Here is an 18,347-nt window from a genome sequence, read left to right on the forward strand (position 1 = left end):
AGGCCCGAGTTAAATCACAAATAGCTTAAAGGAAATATGATAGTGTTGAAACGAAAAGTACTCGGCTACCTAGACGCACTGTTTTTCTGAACTGGGGATGGGCCTATAGGTGTAGTATTGGAGCACTTCTTCCAAAGCCATTTTAAGCGCCTTGTTTATAGGCATCACTTTGGTTCCCAGTTGAAAATCTATTTGTCCCAATTGCATGTAGTAGTCCGTAAAAACAGGCACGTACATCCCTTCTGAAATGGCCTTTTGGGTGGCCAAGTAATTTTCCTCCTGATTTTCCTTGATGACCTTGCAGGTAGCCAACCGTAGGTTTCCATGCTTGTCGCGGTTGGCCGCATAGCCGAACAATCGGCAGATAAGCCCCCTATGACGGTAACTGCCGCAATGACCCTTTCCAATGATGGAAACCGGATTGAGGATAAAACAGGTCGCTCCGGGATTTTCGGTCAAACTGATCAAGGCATCTTCCGCCTTGCCGGATAAAAATAGATGGAAGGCCCAAGGCAAAAACTCCAAGGGCGAAGCATCGATATTGGGGTAGGTACAACATTTTCCACAACCCGAAACACAACCAATTCCCGAATTTTTTTGGAATTGTTCGGTTTCTTTCTCCAATTGATCGAACAACCGTTCGACCGATCGGACTTTCTGTTCCAGTGTCATTTTGCGGCACCGAAATTATATCATATTTCGATACGCGGTAAAAATATTTTTAATAAATCAAAGGCTGAAAATCAGGTCTAAAAAGTGCCATTGTTGTGGGCAAAAAGTTCAACCACTTCCTGTCTTCCTTCGAGTTCCATTTTTCCCAAGGATGTAAATGTAAGTGCATCTGATTTTGATAGTTTCCCCACAAGATCGCCAGAAACCAAAAGGTCCTGCTCAAGGGATTTGCACAACTTTTGGATACGTGCAGTAACGTTAAGTACATCGCCAGTAAAGAAAATTTCCTTTTTGAGCGCACCGATTTCACCCGTGGTCACTTTTCCCAAATGCAGGCCTGCCCGGAAAGATGGTACCATACTATACGTAGTGCTAAAATAATCCGATTTTTGTTGCAGACTGAGCTTCATGGCGGTGAAACAGCGAATGCAGTTTTGGTTGTGCAATCCATCCTTTTCCTTCCATGTGATTACGATTTCATCGCCCACATATTGGTACACTTCACCTCTGAATTGGATAATGGCATCTGACAGTTGGTTATAATAATCGCTCAAAAACCGGAAATAGGCCTTGTGTCCCAATTGCTCTGCAAGCGAGGTGGAGGATTTCATATCCAAGAACATAAAAACCCTGGATTCCTCCTTGGGCTTATGGTATTTTCCGGAGAAAAAATGGAGCAACACATTATGGCCAAGGTGTTCGCTGATTCCAGCATAAATGAGGGATACAAAAATGCTGAAGGACAAGGATACCATGGTGCTCAGAAAGGTAGTGCTGGAGATATAGTTGGCAAACTTTTCCCAGACTTGATGGTCGAGTAGGGAGCTATTGGACTCGATACTGGCGGCAATGGGGAAGGTAATCAGGTTGATGAGCAACATGAACAATACGTAGAATCCCATTTTATATAGGATTTTTTGTCCAAAGCTTTTGGATTTGAACCGTTTGCCCATCCAAAGGACTTCTACCGAACCCATCAAAATGCCAACCAGAAATACAGCCAAGGAAGCAAAGACAAACACACTCCAGGTTACCGTGATGTCGGTTTCAGGGCGTTGGTTTTCGTAGCCAGTGGCCATGGATTCTATGAGCAGGATAAACCAGCTCAGGACCAGCCAAATGATGCCGAAGGGCAAAATGCGCTTAAGGTGATGAAGGGTTTTCGGGTTTCGAAAGACATCCATCCGCTAAAGATAAGATGATTTTGGATTCCTAGTTCTTGTTTACCCGATAGGTAACGCCCCTGTTAGTGAGCACTCTGCCCGCTTTCATGGTCAATGTGGCCTCGTCGGAGGTCAACGGAGTACAACTCCCACTACTGTTGGAAACAAGTACCCTAAACAGGTATCCATCTTTATTGCTGTCGGGTGATAGTACCGTTAGTGTGGCCGTTTGGGTGCCCGAGTATTCGGACCCATCAATGATAGGTGAAAAGTTGCTTCCGCCGTCCGTGCTCACTTCCCATTGATAGGTGTCCACATTGCTTGCGGATACGTTGAAGCTACCATTGTTTCCAATGACCACGGTCTGGTTGGTGGGTTGGGTATCGATTGTGAAAGGAGCAACTGTAATGGTTTGTTCCACATCGAGGGAGTTGCCCGCTGCGTCGGTAATGCGATATGTTCTCGTGATGGTCTCTGGGTTGCTTCCGCCGTCACTAACGTCACTTACGAAGGTAACCGTTGGATTTGGGTCGCAATTGTCGGTTTCATCGGTAATTAAACTAATGTCTGCAATTGGAATGTCATCCGTACAATGTACCGTTACAGGTGCTGGGGCGCTGGCTGTAGGGGCAACAGATTCTACGGTAATGGTCGTGGTGGCGGCAAGGTCCGGGTAAGGCGGATCTCCGGGCATTCCTCCATATTCCACTAAGTAACCTTTAGGTTGATACACTCCGCTGTTGGCACCGGTATTGGAAAGGTCGTTCCAGGATCCAGGAAGTCCCACACCCGGTGCTGTTATATGTGCATAATCCTCATTTCCTGAGTTGTTGGGCTCTCCAGAGTTCCAGAATTCATAACCAAACGCAGTTCCGCCTGCGCCGCCTCTCCAGAATAATGTGCCTGCTTCAGGGCCTGTTACCCAATACCAATCGCCTTCGAGGGCAGCGTCACTGGCTCCAATCCATCCTGCCCCTGGTGCTTGCGATCCCAAAAGGTCTGATTCGTCTTGAACGGAAATGGTCGCCAAATAGCCCTGAAGTCCATAAAACGTGCGTAATGCTGCTGCATCCCTGGCGGCAGTCCAAGTAATGCCCTCGGAGGGTATGTACTCATAATAATGACCTGTAGATTCCAGATAATTGGCTTCGTTCATCACTATGGAGAAAGTTCTTGTTTCACCAGCGGTTACGGTTGCTGTCGTTTCAAACACCACTGCACTGATGGCCGCCTCAAATTCGGCCAAGGTTGCGGGTCCGTTGAGCAAAAGCCTTCCTTCGGAGGTGTCCCAAGTGGCTGAAATGTTCGGATGGGTACCCGTTAGGCTAAGGACATCCCCCGAAACATCGTAGTTCGAGGTCACTTGAACATATACCGCATCCAAGGTGCTGCTGTCCGGGTCAGTGATTTCCACACTTTCAACCACAGGAATGGTGTCGCCTGGGCAAAAGGTTTGATTTCCAGTAGCGGTGATGGATGGTGGTTCGTTGTCATCAAAGGTATCGTCCCTAAAGTCCAAATCGCCCCCTGAGGCAACATCCCCATCGGAATCTGGCAGCAATATTGAGCCTCCATTGGTGTTCAAAGGGTTATCAATGGTACCTCCTGGATCATCGTATCCTGTGGTGGCATCTGTCGCATTATCTAGTCCATCACCGTCACTATCGGAACCGGCTAAAGTTAAGGTTGCTTCGGTAGTGTCTGGTGTACCATCATTATCACTGTCGGTGTCCATAAAGTCGGGTGTGCCGTCCCCATCTGTATCAACTGGGGAAAGTCCGCTTCCCTCGTAGGCGTTATCGAGACCATTGCCATTGGAGTCACTGCCCGAAGGAGCTGTATACGCCAAAGATGTTTGGGCTTCCAAATTATCGGGAATCCCATCACCGTCACTGTCCAAGTCTTGGTAGTTAGGGATTCCATCGCCATCGGTATCCACTGTGGTGCAATCCACCGAACCGCCATAACTGGCGCCATAGACCCGAGCACCGACCTGCCAAGCAATTACCTTTATATATTGTAAGCTAGTTCCGTTAACGGTAAAGGTGACTTCACGAATGGAGCCTGGGGTAGTGCCATTGGCACCGGCCAGCCAGCCGTTATTTCCTCCACCTGCCGAAGAGCGTTGTATTTGCATATCGGTGCTGGACACTGCCGGGTCCGCCCCAAGAAAAACGCTTACGGAAGTTCCGACCGGAACAGGTTGTGCAAATTGTAAGAGTATTTCGGATTGTCCTTGGTAGGTCGAAACCGCATTGGCGGCAAAGGAAGTGCCAGGGTTACCTTCAGCATTGGACGGATTGGTAAAGAATTGCAGATTGGTGGCGTTTTGCACAAAATTTCCGCTGGCGCCTCCACATTCGTCAATATCCAAGATGCCATCGTTGTCATCATCCACATCCGTAACATCATCCACACCATCGCCATCGAGGTCCGCACTGCCAATACTACAAGTGGAATACAGTTTGGAAAATGGGATGTTTTGCTTGGAAATGGATGGTCCTTGGTACTGTACGGTAAGCGTCTCGCCACCGCTATTTTCAAAAAATAGGACGGTAATATCGTGCAGTCCTGCGGTTAAGGAAATAGTGCCCGACCGTTCCTGTGATCCATGAAGTCCATCATTGTCCACCACTTCTGTTCCGTTGATAAAGAGTTTGGAGCCATCGTCCGAAGTGGTGAAAAACGTATAAGTTCCGGGTGTATCTATTTGGATAAAGCCGCTGTACCGAATACTAAAAGTGTTGTTGTCGCCAGGGTCTTCTTGGTTTTGAAGGGCGTCCACATCAAAACTGGTATAGGTGCCCGAGCCCAAGAAACCTGAGGTTGGAATATTATCTACTGTGTTGCCAGAAGGAGTGCTATCGTAAAACTCGAAGTCAACTTCACCGTTGCATATTCCAGAAGTGCCTTCCACGAGAACATTGTCAATAAAGAATTGTTCGTCGTTATTGTCATTGTCCATCCGTACCCTCACTTCCAAATCGGAGTTTCCTGTGATAGGTATGATAAAGGAGTAGGATGGTGCCAAAGGATCGGAATCTGAACCCGAAGCGTTCACAAATTGCTGCCATGAGCCTCCGTCAACGCGGTATTCCCCAATCAAATAATCGTTACCATTGTCCATCTCGTCCTCATCGTCCACCCAGGTATCCATACTGAAGCTGATGACGTCGTATCCAGAAATGTTGATGGTGCTGGTCTGCCAGATACCTTCTGCATCTAAGTTCCGACCTCTCAGGGCATTGTTTCTGGTGGATAGCCTGTTGCCGCGATTTGTGCTCCAAGTGCTGCCGGATGCCCCAGTGGCTGCTCCGTTTTGGGTACCGTTGGAATAGCTGTTGAAGTTTTCACTCCAAAGCGTGGTCTGTGCAAAAGATAATGTGGTTCCTAAAAGAAAGAGCGCAAAAATGAGCATCCATCTTATGGGATAATGATTCTTCTTGTTAGTGAAGAAAGAGGTTGAGGCCATGTACTCCATTAATTAAGGTATAAATTTACGTTTCAACGATTCGATGGAAAATATTTGTTGTGAACTGTCCCAAATCGGGTGTTAAACATTTAAATGTATTGGTTGCCTAGATTTGGCCAAGAGATGAATCACGAAGCATGCAAATGGTAATACACTGAAAAATAGTGGGGTCGGCCTTATTTTTGTTTTGGAATGGGTTGCACGGGCGATATTATTTGTTGTATATTTGCAAAACTGAACGGATATAAAAGTATTCATGAGGGGACCTTGAGTCCCCTCTTTTATTACTTATTTCTCATTTATGTTGAAGGATAAAGTGGAATTGTTGCTGAACAAGGCGTTGCAGGAAAACCCGTCCTTGTTCTTGGTCAACCTCACCATAGGTGCGGACAACGGCATCAAGGTGGTTTTGGATGGCGATGAGGGTGTCAGTTTGCAGGACTGTATGGATGTAAGCCGTGCCATTGAGCACAATTTGGACCGTGAAGAGGAGGATTTCTCCTTGGAAGTGACCTCGGCAGGAGCTACATCGCCTTTATCGTTGCCGCGTCAGTACAACAAAAATATTGGAAGAAAGTTACAGGTGAGAACCACCTCCGGGGAGCTGGAGGGAACATTGGTGGAAGCCTCGGAAAATAGCATTATCCTGGAGTGGAAGGCACGTGAGCCGAAACCCGTGGGTAAAGGAAAAGTTACGGTACAGAAAAAGCAGGAAATCGCATTTTCTGATATTCAACAGGCAAAAGTTAAATTAAAATTTTAATTGTAGTAGAAAATGGAAAACCTAGCGCTCATCGAATCCTTTTCGGAATTTAAGGACGATAAGTTTATTGACAGGGTTACCCTTATGGCGATTTTGGAAGAAGTGTTCCGAAGTGCGCTCAAAAAGAAGTTTGGTTCTGACGACAATTTTGATATCATCATCAACCCGGACAAAGGGGATTTGGAGATTTGGAGAAACCGTGTGGTTGTTGAAGATGGTGAAGTGGAAGATCCGAACGAGGAGATTTCGTTGTCCGAAGCGCGTAAGATAGAGCCCGATTTTGAAGTGGGCGAAGATGTATCAGAAGAGGTGAAACTTATCGATTTGGGGAGAAGGGCCATTTTGGCATTGCGCCAAAACCTGATTTCCAAGATCCATGAGCACGATAATACCACCATCTACAAGCAATTCAAGGATTTGGAAGGTGAAATATATACGGCTGAGGTACATCATATCCGTCACCGTGCCGTAATTTTGTTGGATGATGAAGGAAACGAAATCATCCTTCCAAAAGAAAAACAAATACCATCGGACTTTTTCCGCAAGGGAGACAACGTCCGTGGGATCATTGAGAGCGTAGAGCTCAAAGGGAACAAACCGGCCATCATTATGTCGAGAACTTCCCCCAAATTCTTGGAACAATTGTTTTTCCAAGAAATCCCAGAGGTTTTTGATGGATTGATTACCATTAAAAAAGCGGTTCGTATCCCAGGAGAAAAGGCCAAAGTGGCCGTGGACTCCTACGATGACAGAATCGACCCCGTTGGTGCCTGTGTAGGTATGAAGGGATCACGGATTCATGGAATTGTCCGCGAATTGGGCAATGAGAACATCGATGTGATCAACTGGACCAACAACCCGCAATTGATGGTAACAAGGGCCTTGAGTCCGGCGCGTGTGTCCTCCGTTAAATTGAACGATGAGAAAAAAACCGCCCAAGTGTACCTTAAGCCAGAGGAAGTTTCCAAGGCTATCGGTAGGGGAGGTCATAATATAAGATTGGCTGGTCAATTGACTGGTTACGAAATAGATGTGTTCCGTGAAGGTGTTGAGGAAGATGTGGAGTTGACCGAGTTCTCGGACGAGATCGAAAGCTGGGTGATCGAAGAATTCAAGAAGATTGGATTGGATACCGCGCGCAGCGTTTTGGAACAAGATGTAAACGATTTGGTACAGCGTACCGATCTAGAAGAAGAAACAATCCAAGAGGTGGTTCGCATCCTCAAGGAAGAATTTGAAGATTAGGCTTATATTAGCAGCGAAAATTTAGGGCAAGTAAATTAATTTATGGCAGATAATCCAACAATACGACTTAATAAAGTTCTCAGAGAATTGAACATTTCACTGGATAGGGCGGTCGACTACCTGGCTTCGGAAGGGCATGAGGTAGAGGCTAGGCCTACCACCAAGATATCCAATGAGGTGTATCAGGTTCTGTTGGATGAGTTTCAAACAGATAAGAGCAAAAAGGTCGCTTCCAAGGAAGTGGGCGAGGAAAAGCGCAAGGAAAAGGAGGCTATCCGAATCCGAATGGAGAAAGAGCAGGAAGAGCGAAGGTTGGCCAAGGAGAAAAAGGAGGCCGAACAGCAAGTGGTTAAGGCCAAAGCAGAGCTTTCCGGACCAAAGACCGTAGGCAAAATCGACCTGGACAAAAAGCCAGAAAAGCCCAAAGCAGAAGCGCTTAAGGAAGAAGCTCCAAAAGCGGAGCCCGAAAAGACGGTGGAGGAAACTCCGGCGAAAGAGGTGAAGGAAGAAAAGCCAGCGGCCAAGGCGGAAGAACCCAAGGCTGAAGAGACTGCCGAAAGTGCGGAAGAGGCTCCATCAGACACCATAAAAACGAATTACCAAAAACTTTCTGGGCCCAAAATCACAGGGGATAAGATTGACCTATCCCAATTCAATAAGCCCAAAAAGAAGAAGGCAGAGGAAAAAACCTCAGGAAAAGGAGGGGCTTCCGATAGTGGTGAGCGCAAAAAGCGTAGAAAACGGATAGTTAAAAACGGTCCACAAGCTGGTGGTGGGCGAAATACCAGAGGCCCTGCAGGAAGGAAAGGACAACGTTCTTCTGCACCAAAAGTGGAGCCTACCGAAGAAGAAGTACAAAAACAAGTACGGGAAACCCTTGAAAAACTTCAAGGGAAATCCAGTAAGGGCCGTGGTGCCAAATACCGTAGGGAAAAACGAGATCAACACCGTCAGCAAACGGAAAAAGATCTTGAGCAACAAGAATTGGAGAGCAAGATTCTTAAGGTAACCGAATTTGTTACCGTGAACGAACTTGCCACCATGATGAACGTTTCTACAACTCAGATCATCTCCGCTTGTATGTCCTTGGGCATTATGGTGACGATGAACCAACGCTTGGATGCGGAGACCCTTTCCATAGTTGCCGATGAGTTTGGTTACGAAGTTGAATTTGTAACGGCTGAAATAGAGGAGACCATTGAAGAGGTCCAAGACAGTCCGGAAGATTTGAAGCCTCGTGCACCTATCGTTACCGTGATGGGGCACGTAGACCATGGTAAGACGTCTCTTTTGGATTATATCCGACAGGAAAATGTAATCGCCGGGGAAAGTGGAGGAATTACCCAGCACATTGGTGCTTATGGGGTTTCGTTGGAAGACGGACAAAAGATAACTTTCTTGGATACACCCGGTCACGAAGCGTTTACTGCGATGAGGGCCCGTGGTGCACAGGTTACCGATATTGCGATTATTGTAATCGCTGCTGACGATGATATTATGCCGCAGACCAAAGAGGCCATCAGCCACGCTCAGGCAGCTGGGGTGCCCATTGTATTTGCCATCAACAAAGTGGATAAGCCAACGGCCAACCCGGATAAAATCAAGGAAGGACTTGCTGGGATGAACTTGTTGGTAGAAGACTGGGGCGGTAAAGTACAGTCACACGATATTTCTGCCAAAACAGGTCAGGGCGTTAAGGAGCTTTTGGAAAAAGTGCTTTTGGAGGCCGAATTGTTGGAATTGCAAGCCAACCCAAAACGATTGGCCACAGGAACCGTAGTGGAAGCTTTCTTGGACAAAGGTAGAGGGTATGTTGCCACCATTTTGGTGCAGGCGGGTACCTTGAATATCGGAGATTACGTGTTGGCAGGGACTTGCAGTGGTAAGGTAAAGGCCATGCAGGATGAACGAGGTAAAAGCGTTCAGAGTGCAGGACCGTCTACCCCAATCTCAATCTTGGGATTGGATGGGGCGCCACAAGCTGGTGATAGGTTCCATGTACTCGAAGATGAGCGTGAAGCCAAACAGATTGCAGCCAAACGTTCGCAGTTGCAGCGTGAGCAGTCGGTACGTACACAGCGTCACATTACGTTGGACGAGATTGGACGTAGGATCGCTTTGGGCGACTTCCAAGAGCTGAATATTATCCTCAAGGGTGATGTGGATGGTTCTGTGGAGGCGTTGACCGATTCATTCCAAAAATTGTCAACTGACGAAATCCAAGTAAACATCATCCATAAAGGCGTAGGAGCCATTACCGAATCCGATGTATTGTTGGCCAGTGCCTCCGATGCAATTATTATCGGGTTTAACGTAAGGCCTATGGGCAATGCCCGATCTATCGCCGATAAGGAAGAAATCGATATCAGGACGTATTCCATCATCTACGATGCCATCAACGATTTGAAGGATGCGATGGAGGGAATGTTGTCCCCAGAAATGAAGGAAGAAATCACTGGAAATGCAGAGATCAGGGAAACCTTCAAGATTTCCAAGGTTGGAACCATTGCAGGTTGTATGGTCACCAGTGGTAAAATCTTCAGGAACTCACGTATCCGTTTGATTCGTGATGGAGTGGTCATCTACACCGGAGAGTTGGCATCCTTGAAACGATTTAAGGACGATGTGAAGGAAGTATCCAAAGGATATGACTGTGGATTACAGATCAAAAATTATAATGATATAAGGGAGGGTGATATTGTAGAAGCTTTCCAAGAAGTAGCAGTGAAGAAAAAGCTGTAACGTTCATAATTATCAGTTTTAAGAACCCGCTCATCGAGTGGGTTTTTTTATGCCTTTTGATTGTCATTTTTTCCAAAACCGATTGTGGGACATTTTTGAAAAATTAGAGGTCTTTTTTTAGGCAAAAAAATGCATCCGTCAGATCAAACGGGTCATCCGTCAATTGAAAAGGGCCATCCGTCAATTCACTGAAAATTCTTTCAGAAAATGAAAGTACTTTTTGGGTCTTAACCATTAATTCCCAAATCGACGGACCTATGAGAATGAAAAACCACTTTCCGTTTTTAGGGGCATTACTTGTAGTATTGCTCCAATCCTGTAACAAGGAGACCACCGAATTGTCAACAGATGTAAACAATCAACAGATTGAAAGCGACAGCGAGAAAATTGTGATGGGCGACACGCTCGACATTCCCTTTACCGTGGCCAATATGCAAACGGCCATGGACAATTTGCTGTTCAACCTGAAGAATGGTGCCAAAAAGAGCAAGCTGTCCAAAACTTTTAAGGCTGATGGAGAGATTGAAATTGTCCCTTCACACTTTTACTATCGCTTTTTGCCCAAAGACAGCACGGAGTACCACCAACTGACCAACGATACCATTTTGCAGGTATCCAACATCCCCTTGCACCTTAAGGTGGAGGAAGAAGGGGATTACTACGACGACCCTGATTATGAGGGCGATGAAAACCCGGGAGACCTTTCCTATCTCTATGCTGTAGTGCCCTATGACCATGCAGTGCCAGAGAGCATCCACAAGGAGCTGCTGGACAATTATTATTTTGCCCCGGAAACCACTAAAGAGGAGCTGGCCGAGGGAGAGGTAGCGGTAAAGCAGCCCGTGAACAAAACCACCAAGGACCTATTGACCGTGGACGAGAACGGAGAGGTGTTTGAGTATTTGGAGCTGGAAGCCCTAAAGCTTACCAATAACTTGGATGCGGACGAACTGGCCGTATTACGGTTTTACCTGCCCAACGATAGCTCGGGCACTACCTACGCCTTTGCCGAGGCTGCCGCGCTGGGCTATGAGCAAAAGGACTTGATCTTGGACCTGACCTCCATAGACGCCCTTTTGGAGCAGGAGGAATTGGCCAGCCGCCGCCGATGGAACCCCAGTGGAACAATCACCGTGCAGGAAGATGTGGTGAACCGTACCGTGGGCGTGGCCGGGGCCGAGGTAAAAGTGCGCAAATGGGGGCTTGTGGTGATACGGCGGGCCTACACCAATGGCCAAGGACAGTTCCGCACCAGCAGTACCCGTACCAAACGGGTGAAATATGCCGTATATTTCAATAATTCGTCTAGAAAATTTAGGATTATGGCAGGAACCATATTTTTGGAAGCAAGGCATAGGGGCACCAGAAGCTATAAACGACAGCCATGGAACCAGAATTTTTCTTATGGTAGAGGTAAGTTTTATGCCCAGGTGCACAATGCAGCTTTTGATTTTTACAATAGAGCCGTGGGTAAATTTGGACTTCACCATCCCAACCAAAGTTGGTTGCGGATAAGCGCAAAATATAACCGTGAAGCAGGAAATCATCTAGACCTCAACCCGGGTGGGCGGTTTAGTCTAATTCCACACTCCGAGATCCGGGTGGGCAGATTGAACAATGGAAGGATAATGGCCAGCGATGAAATTTACGCATTGGTAATCCATGAGATGACCCATGCCAGTCATTACAGAATGGATAGATCTTTTTTTATAAACCTAAGAGGTGCAGGTTGTACCTTACAGACCATGGCAGAAAGTTGGGCTGTTGGTGTAGAAACTGTTGTGACGAATGACAGGTATAAAATTTTAAGTTCAACCTATGTTGGGTCAAAAAGTATAGATCGTTTTAGCAGCGACCCAAATAAAAAACTTTATAACTCTGAAAAACAGTTGCAAATAATTAGTCATGGAAGTAATTATGAGTATACTCCCATTGTAATCGATTTGGTAGATAATTATAATCAGAATGTCAAGATTGCGAATAACAGGCCAATAGATCGAGTATGGGGTTATTCTTTAAAACAAATCCAAACTTCCCTAAACAGCTCTAGAGGCCCCCACACTTGGAAGGAACGGATAAAAAGTCAGCACAATAACCCCACAGAAAAATATGTAGATGAATTGTTTGGGGTATATATGTTCAATAGTTGTAAATAATTAAAAAAATATGAGGAAAACTATTGTGTTTTTAATTGTATGTATAATTTCTTCCTGTGGTATTATTGAAGATACCAGTGAGGAAACCTTTACTTACACCTTCATAGTGAAGAACGAAACTGGCGGTAGGGTGATAATAAAGGGAGATTATCCAGAAAGGGTAGAGGAGCTTTTAGATGGACAGTCTTTCATGTGTAGTTATGATAAGCCTTCAAATATTTTCAGTGGAATTTGTGAGAATTACTTGTTCCTTTTTTTTCCTGAAATCAACAAAGGTTATCGTTGTCATGGTACCGTTTCAAATGTAGAAGGCTTATGCTTTGAAGGTGGACAAGGTTTGTTCACCAGGTTAGAATCTGAAGGAACAATTTTCACTGAGATTGCTCCGCGAACTTATGAATATGTATTGACCCCAGAACTTTTGGAAGGGGCTTTTGAGTTGCCAGAGTAAAGGAGTAAAGATGAGATGAAGAAAATAGTGATGCTCTTTGGTGCATTAACCATAGTTTCCTGTGGTATAATCGAAGATACAACCGAAGAAACGTTTACCTATATTTTACAAAACAAAACTGGAATAGATTTACAGGTTACCAGTGATTTTGGAAGGGTGGAAATGATTCCAAATGGCGGTTCATTTCAATGTGAGACAATAGCTAATCCAGAATATATGGGAGGACTTTGTTCAGGTGAACTTGAAATTCGTATACCTGGGACAAATAAGGGGTATAAATGTGTTGGAAGCCCGCTTGCCTCACAAGGACTTTGCTTTGTTGAAGATGATAGGCTATTTACCATATCTGAGAACTCCATCTTAACAGAAATTGCTGCGCGAACCTATGAATATGTGTTGACCCCACAACTTTTAGAAGGGGCTTTTGAGTAGCCTTAGAATTTAATTGTATTGAAGCCTTCCAAGAAGTAGCAGTGAAGAAAAAGCTGTAACGATTATAACTCTAGTCAAATAAATCCCGCTTTTGGCGGGATTTATTTTTATGATTTGGTTGCCCTCTCCTCGGGTTTTAAGAGCATGGCATCCGGATATTTTTTTCGGACCTCCAAGTATTTTCGCTCTGCTTCCAGTTTGGTTTTAAATCTTCCCAGCCTTACTCTGTAGGTAGGTGATTCAAATTCTATTTTGGAGTACCAATCCGGGAAATCCACCTCTACTTGGTTCAATAGGTCCTGGGCCTTTTGATAATTGCCGAAACCCACTTGAATTTGGTAAAATCCCGTGTTTGCGTTCGCCTTGGTGTATAGCTTAACCAGCTCGTTTATTTTAGGGTCTTGTTGAATGGTCACTTGTCCGTCCTGTGCCAAAACCTGGGATGCCAGACCTAGTAAAATAACAGTAAATACAGCAGTTTTCATGTGGTTTTTGTATTGGATGATGAATGCTTGTTGCAAATGTAGATGATTAAAGATTAAACAAGTCGAACTTCAGTTATTTAGAATCTTTATAAATTATGAGTTATGAATACCTTAAGATTTCAAAAAATACCTTTATGTCTTACTTTTGTGCTCATTCTTGGCAGGGTAAAATGCTATTGCACTCAAACTCAATAGAAACAATCATGCCAAAGATTTCGATAGAAATTTCACGAATATGAAAAAGGTTTTATACCGTCACTTATTTTCTAAGGTTTTAGGCTTATCGCTCCTATTATTTTCATCATCGTTTTATGCACAGGAAGAAGCTGAGGCTTCTGCCGAACCAGCTACCGAACAAGCAGCTGAAGCTACTGGTGGGGACCCCGTTAAAGGGAAACAGCTCTTTAACCAGAACTGTGCTGCGTGCCACGCTTTGGACAGGAAAATGACCGGTCCCGCTTTGGCCAACGTAGAGACTCGATTGGCAGAGGAAGAAGGTTTGGATAAGGAATGGCTCTATTCTTGGATCAAGAACAGTGCTGGTATGATTGCTTCTGGCGATGCTTACGCGAACAAAATTTACGCGGAGTACAACCAAGCGGCAATGACGGCTTTCCCTACCTTGTCCAATGAGGATATCGACAATATTTTGGCCTATACCGCCGCTCCGCCACCGGCTCCTGCCCAAACAGCTGCGGCAACTCCTGCAGGAGGTGAGGGGGCAGGTGGTTCCGCTTCAGGAATCTCCAACGAGATGATTCTTGGTGCCTTGGCCTTGGTTTTCGGTCTGTTGGTGGTCATGTTGATTTTGGTGAACAAGACCCTGCGCAGAATTGCGGAAGCCAATGGTGTAGTGCTTGAAAAGGAAAAAGAAAAGCGATTGCCGCTGTGGAAGGCATTTGTTCAAAACCAGTTTTTGGTTTTGGTCAGCGTTGTTTTCCTATTGTTGGTAAGTGCTTATTTCGCATACGGTTGGATGATGCAGGTAGGTGTAGATCAAGGTTATGCCCCTGTGCAGCCGATACACTATTCCCACAAAATCCATGCAGGTGACAATAAAATTGAGTGTAAATACTGTCACTCATCCGCTAGGGTGTCCAAGCATTCTGGAATACCGTCCCTTAATGTTTGTATGAACTGTCACAAATCCATTTACGAATACACTGGAAACCCAGAAGGCCCATCTGCAGAAGATTTGGCCAATGGCTACACCAATGAGTTCTACACTGGTGAAATCAAAAAGTTGTACAAGGCCGTTGGATGGGATGAGGAAAACCAAAGCTATACTGGCGAGACCCAACCAGTGGAATGGGTGAGAATTCACAACTTGCCTGACTTTGCATATTTTAACCACTCCCAGCACGTGTCTGTGGCAGGTATTGAGTGTCAAACATGTCACGGTCCCGTAGAGGAGATGGAGATCATGTACCAGCATGCGCCATTGACCATGGGTTGGTGTATCAACTGTCACCGTGAAACCAATGTTAAGGTGGAGGGTAACGAGTATTATGAAGCAATTCATGAAGAATTGTCCAAAAAATATGGTGTGGAGGAACTTACCGCTGCTATGATGGGTGGTTTGGAATGTGGAAAATGTCACTATTAATTAAAAGAAGATAATCTCAGATATATCGTATGGCATCAAACAAAAAATATTGGAAAAGTGAAGCGGAGTTGAATCCGAACGATTCCATTGTTGAGGCGCTAAGAAACAACGAGTTTACTGAAGAGATTCCCGTTGATGATTTTTTGGGTGACAAGGAAACCTTGTCTGCCTCGAACACTTCCCGTAGGGATTTCTTAAAATATGTAGGTTTCAGTACCGCAGCAGCTACGGTTGCCGCTTGTGAAGGGCCTGTCAATAAGTCTATTCCTTACGTTGTTCAGCCCGATAGTATTATCCCTGGGGTGGCTAACTACTACGCCACTACCATCGCGGATGGTTTCGATTTTGCCAGTATTCTGGTAAAGACAAGGGAAGGAAGACCTATCAAAATCGAGAACAATACCGATGCCAAAGTCAACGGAGGTGCCAATGCAAGGGTGCAAGCTTCCGTATTGACCTTGTATGATAGCAAGAGGGTTCAAGGGCCGATGGCCAATGGCGAGCCTGTGGATTGGAATGTGTTGGACGCTACGGTAAAAGCCAAGTTGAATGCCTTAAAAGGTGCCGGCCAGCAAGTAGTGCTGTTGACGCAGACCTATGCAAGTCCTTCCACCACAAAATTGATTGCTGAATTCAAAGCGGCCTACGGAGATAATGTGAACCATGTGGTTTACGACGCCATTTCCGAAGATGCCGCACTCAATGCATATCAGAAAGCCTATGGCGAAAGAGCCTTGGCTGATTACGATTTTGAGAAAGCTGATTTGATCGTTTCCTTCGGAGCTGATTTCTTAGGAGATTGGCAAGGTGGTGGTTACGATTCAGGATACGCCAAAGGGCGTGTGCCAAAGAATGGGAAAATGTCCCGTCACATCCAAATGGAGTCGAACATGTCCTTGACCGGCGCCAATGCCGACAAGCGATATCCGATGACCCCGACCCAACAGAAAATTGCGCTGGCCAAATTGTATGGCAAATTGAACGGTAGCAATGTGGGCGGAGGAACTTCCGATGTAGATGAGGCTGTTGATAAAGTCGCTGCCGAAATCAAGAAAGCCGGTAGAAAAGCGGTTGTGGTGAGTGGTCTTAACGATGAAAACGCCCAAACGGTAGTGTTGGCTATCAACAAATTGTTGGCCAGCGAAGCTTTTGATCCTGAAAAACCAAAATACGTACGCCAAGGAGATGCTGCCAAAGTCAACAAATTGGTGGCGGATATGAACGCAGGGCGCGTAGGTGCTTTGATTATGGATGGAGTGAATCCAGCCTATACCTTGCCCAATGCAGAAGAATTCTTGGCCGGACTTGAAAAAGTTGATTTGTCAGTTGATTTTGCCTATACCAACGATGAGACTGCCCAAGCGTCGACTTATGTCGCTGCGGCTTCGCACTATTTGGAGTCTTGGGGCGATACACAGTTTAAGAAAGGGCATTATAGTTTAATGCAACCGGCTATCCGTGAGTTGTTTGATACAAAACAGTTTCAAACTGCACTTTTGACTTGGATGGGCGTCGAAAAAACATATTACGAGTATATCAAAGAAACATGGGCCAGCGACATTTTGCAAGGAGGTTCATGGAACAAAGCATTACAAGATGGTGTTTTTGAAGCACCAATGATGATGGACGCTTCTGCCGCCGCCGAACCTGCTGCTAATACAGAAAGCGAGGAGGTGCAACCGGAAATCGTTCCGATTGCCTCTGCTATCCGTGCTTTGGTAAATTCTACAAGTCCCGGTACCGAATTGGTGCTGTACTCGAAAGTTGGAATGGGTGATGGTCGTCAGGCCAACAACCCATGGTTGCAAGAGTTCCCTGATCCGATTTCAAGGGTCTCTTGGGACAACTACGTGACCGTGTCCAAAGCGGATGCTGAATCTTGGGGACTGGAAAACACTATTGTTGCCGATGGTGGACTTAATGGTAGCTACGCCAACTTGACTGTTGATGGTAAGGTGCTGGAAAATGTTCCTGTTATAGTTCAGCCAGGTCAGGCTGTCGGAACTATTGGCTTGTCGTTTGGATACGGCAAAAAAGCAGGTATGCAAGCAGAGATGGCGACTGGAGTAAATGCATACAAATTGTATTCAAACTTCTCCGATGTACAAGCTGTTTCCGTTGAAAAAGCTTCCGGAACTCACGAGTTTGCCTGTGTACAGTCCCAAAAGACCTTAATGGGAAGAGGGGACATCATCAAAGAAACTACACTCGAAATTTTCAATACCAAAGACCATGCGGAATGGAATCCAATGCCGCATGTATCGTTGAACCATCAGGAAATTCCTGTGACCTCACCGGATGCCGATCTTTGGGAAGAGTTTGATAGAAGTATAGGGCATCATTTTAATTTGTCCATCGACCTTAACGCCTGTACGGGATGTGGTGCCTGTGTGATCGCTTGTCACGCAGAAAACAACGTTCCAGTGGTCGGAAAAACCGAAATCCGTCGTTCAAGGGATATGCACTGGTTGCGTATTGACCGTTACTATTCTTCTGAAGATACCTTTGAGGGAGATAACGAGAAGAAAGAGGAAATGGACGGTCTTTGGGGAGACAAAGGATCTCTTGGAGGTTTCAGGGAGATGGAAGACCCATCTGCCAACCCACAAGTGGCCTTCCAGCCTGTAATGTGTCAGCACTGTAACCATGCTCCGTGTGAAACGGTATGTCCGGTAGCTGCTACATCACACAGTAGACAAGGTCAAAACCATATGGCTTACAACCGTTGTGTAGGTACAAGATACTGTGCCAACAACTGTCCGTATAAAGTTCGTAGGTTCAACTGGTTCTTGTACAACAACAATGACGAGTTCGACTTTAACATGAACAACGATTTGGGTAAAATGGTTCTTAACCCAGATGTTAACGTACGTTCTAGAGGTGTAATGGAAAAATGCTCCATGTGTATCCAAATGACCCAGAAAACCATCTTGGATGCCAAGAGGGACGGTAGGGTCATTAAGGACGGAGAGTTCCAAACAGCTTGTTCCGCAGCATGTAACAGTGGTGCCATGGTCTTCGGTGATATCAATGATCACGATAGCAAAGTGGCCGAACTTAAAGAGGACAAGAGAATGTACCACCTGTTGGAGCATGTGGGCACCAAACCGAACGTGTTCTATCATGTAAAAGTGAGAAACACCAACGAGGCTTAATCAAT

General features: G+C 45.6%; 12 protein-coding genes. 8 read left to right on the top strand and 4 right to left on the bottom strand.

The genetic code is table 11. The annotated features are described in order from the left end of the window. Positions 1 to 69 precede the first annotated feature (69 nt). The 3 genes from GGE08_RS04415 to GGE08_RS16040 form a co-directional block, all read right to left on the bottom strand. A complete protein-coding gene (locus tag GGE08_RS04415) occupies positions 70 to 672 on the bottom strand; it encodes a YkgJ family cysteine cluster protein (protein WP_179383666.1) in 603 nt (200 codons plus the stop codon). A 77-nt stretch (positions 673 to 749) separates the two neighbouring features. Next, a complete protein-coding gene (locus GGE08_RS04420) occupies positions 750 to 1,856 on the bottom strand; it encodes an adenylate/guanylate cyclase domain-containing protein (protein WP_218847493.1) in 1,107 nt (368 codons plus the stop codon). A 28-nt stretch (positions 1,857 to 1,884) separates the two neighbouring features. Then, positions 1,885 to 5,307, bottom strand: coding sequence for a PA14 domain-containing protein (locus GGE08_RS16040; protein ID WP_218847494.1), 3,423 nt, complete (start codon positions 5,305 to 5,307; stop codon positions 1,885 to 1,887). A 301-nt stretch (positions 5,308 to 5,608) separates the two neighbouring features. Between GGE08_RS16040 and rimP the strand changes: the two genes are divergently transcribed. The 6 genes from rimP (at position 5,609) to GGE08_RS04455 (ending at position 13,096) form a co-directional block, all read left to right on the top strand. After that, on the top strand, positions 5,609 to 6,070 hold the full coding sequence (rimP, locus tag GGE08_RS04430; protein ID WP_179383667.1) for a ribosome assembly cofactor RimP: 462 nt from the start codon (positions 5,609 to 5,611) through the stop codon (positions 6,068 to 6,070). Positions 6,071 to 6,082: 12 nt separating this feature from the next. After that, positions 6,083 to 7,315 (top strand): transcription termination factor NusA, encoded by a 1,233-nt coding sequence (gene nusA / locus GGE08_RS04435; RefSeq protein WP_127142276.1) that lies wholly within the window; start codon positions 6,083 to 6,085, stop codon positions 7,313 to 7,315. Between the two features lie 42 nt (positions 7,316 to 7,357). Further along, a complete protein-coding gene (gene infB, locus GGE08_RS04440) occupies positions 7,358 to 10,057 on the top strand; it encodes a translation initiation factor IF-2 (protein WP_179383668.1) in 2,700 nt (899 codons plus the stop codon). 257 nt (positions 10,058 to 10,314) lie between these two features. Then, entirely contained in the window at positions 10,315 to 12,213 is a 1,899-nt protein-coding gene (locus GGE08_RS04445) for a hypothetical protein (RefSeq protein ID WP_179383669.1), read from the top strand. A gap of 10 nt (positions 12,214 to 12,223) precedes the next feature. After that, a complete protein-coding gene (locus GGE08_RS04450; protein WP_179383670.1) occupies positions 12,224 to 12,664 on the top strand; it encodes a hypothetical protein in 441 nt (146 codons plus the stop codon). A 15-nt stretch (positions 12,665 to 12,679) separates the two neighbouring features. Continuing rightward, complete coding sequence (locus tag GGE08_RS04455) at positions 12,680 to 13,096, top strand: hypothetical protein (protein ID WP_179383671.1); 417 nt, start codon at positions 12,680 to 12,682, stop codon at positions 13,094 to 13,096. A 107-nt stretch (positions 13,097 to 13,203) separates the two neighbouring features. On the opposite strand, the gene GGE08_RS04460 is transcribed toward GGE08_RS04455, so the two are convergent. Continuing rightward, a complete protein-coding gene (locus GGE08_RS04460; RefSeq protein WP_179383672.1) occupies positions 13,204 to 13,581 on the bottom strand; it encodes an SPOR domain-containing protein in 378 nt (125 codons plus the stop codon). Positions 13,582 to 13,816: 235 nt separating this feature from the next. Between GGE08_RS04460 and GGE08_RS04465 the strand changes: the two genes are divergently transcribed. Next, positions 13,817 to 15,187, top strand: coding sequence for a c-type cytochrome (locus GGE08_RS04465; protein WP_179383673.1), 1,371 nt, complete (start codon positions 13,817 to 13,819; stop codon positions 15,185 to 15,187). Between the two features lie 29 nt (positions 15,188 to 15,216). Further along, positions 15,217 to 18,342, top strand: a complete 3,126-nt coding sequence (locus GGE08_RS04470) for a TAT-variant-translocated molybdopterin oxidoreductase (protein WP_179383674.1) — start codon at positions 15,217 to 15,219, stop codon at positions 18,340 to 18,342. Positions 18,343 to 18,347 lie beyond the last annotated feature (5 nt).

It is taken from the genome of Allomuricauda sp. ARW1Y1 (assembly GCF_013407935.1).
GTDB lineage: Bacteria > Bacteroidota > Bacteroidia > Flavobacteriales > Flavobacteriaceae > Flagellimonas.